The organism is Vibrio sp. 10N.286.49.E11 (assembly GCF_041469505.1).
Lineage (GTDB): Bacteria > Pseudomonadota > Gammaproteobacteria > Enterobacterales > Vibrionaceae > Vibrio > Vibrio crassostreae_C.
In genome coordinates this window covers 1-886 of sequence record NZ_JBFRKQ010000073.1, presented here as the reverse complement: position 1 = coordinate 886, position 886 = coordinate 1, and the positions used below count along the sequence as shown (strand labels likewise).

Annotated in this window: 1 protein-coding gene; it reads right to left on the bottom strand. The window is 38.6% G+C overall.

Annotation, left to right across the window (positions count from 1 at the left end; genetic code table 11):
• Positions 1–3: 3 nt before the first annotated feature.
• Positions 4–738, bottom strand: a complete 735-nt coding sequence (locus AB4167_RS17600) for a DUF2971 domain-containing protein (RefSeq protein WP_372136842.1) — start codon at positions 736–738, stop codon at positions 4–6.
• Positions 739–886: the final 148 nt, after the last annotated feature.

Here is an 886-nt window from a genome sequence, read left to right as displayed (position 1 = left end):
ACCTTAATCCTTATTTGTTATGTTTTTAATCACAACACCAAATTCATTCTTTTTCTTTGATGCTTGTTTTAGTTTTATGTCTGTCCCGCTTACTAGTCGTTTTATTATGTCAATATTTATACTTGGGCACCTTAGCCCGAATATAATGGACTTTATCTTCCCTGGTATTTCCTGAACAGTCCCACCCTTGTTAGGGTAGATTACTCTCCACTCTTGCTCATACTCCCATTCGGGTGACTTAGTCCAAAGAATTCTGTTTACGACCGATTGCCCATTCTTCTTAATAAATGCGTACTTATTGAACGATGGGTAAGATGCCGCGTATTTTACTTTCTGAGTAAAACTTTCATTAGCTAAGTCATTTCCTGATTTTCTTTCAAACTCAATGCAGATTCCCTTGTGATCGTCGGCATAGTGAGCCCACAACAGCAAGTTTTCAGCACTAGAACTTAGAGATAAGATTCCAGCAGAAGAAACATAGTTCTTAATTTTTTCGTTGACGTTTACTATAACCCTATTCACCTCATCTTCAGATGAAATGCCATGTGTTTCTTCCAGATACGCCATATCAATAGAACTCAACTTGCCAACACGGGGATTAATATTGAACTCCGTATCATAAGGATCATTGAACATTTCGGGCTTAGGAAAAAAGATACGATTATTGGCTATAATATCCAAAGTAAAAGAGTCGACAGCTCGATATTTATACAAGCTATCAACAAATTCATCATTCATTCGTTATCCTCAAAAACATAACGCCCTGCTAAGGGGTGAGCAACGCAATACCGATGCCGCCGCAAACCACCTTAATCACTAAATTCAACGCATAGTAAAAATGCCACGCGTTGCGAATCCCTCTTGAGCAGTTTGTTGAACGAAGCCG

Excerpts from the sequence above, each read along its gene's own strand:
- AB4167_RS17600 (WP_372136842.1), bottom strand. The coding sequence starts at position 738 with ATGAATGATGAATTTGTTGATAGCTTGTATAAATATCGAGCTGTCGAC.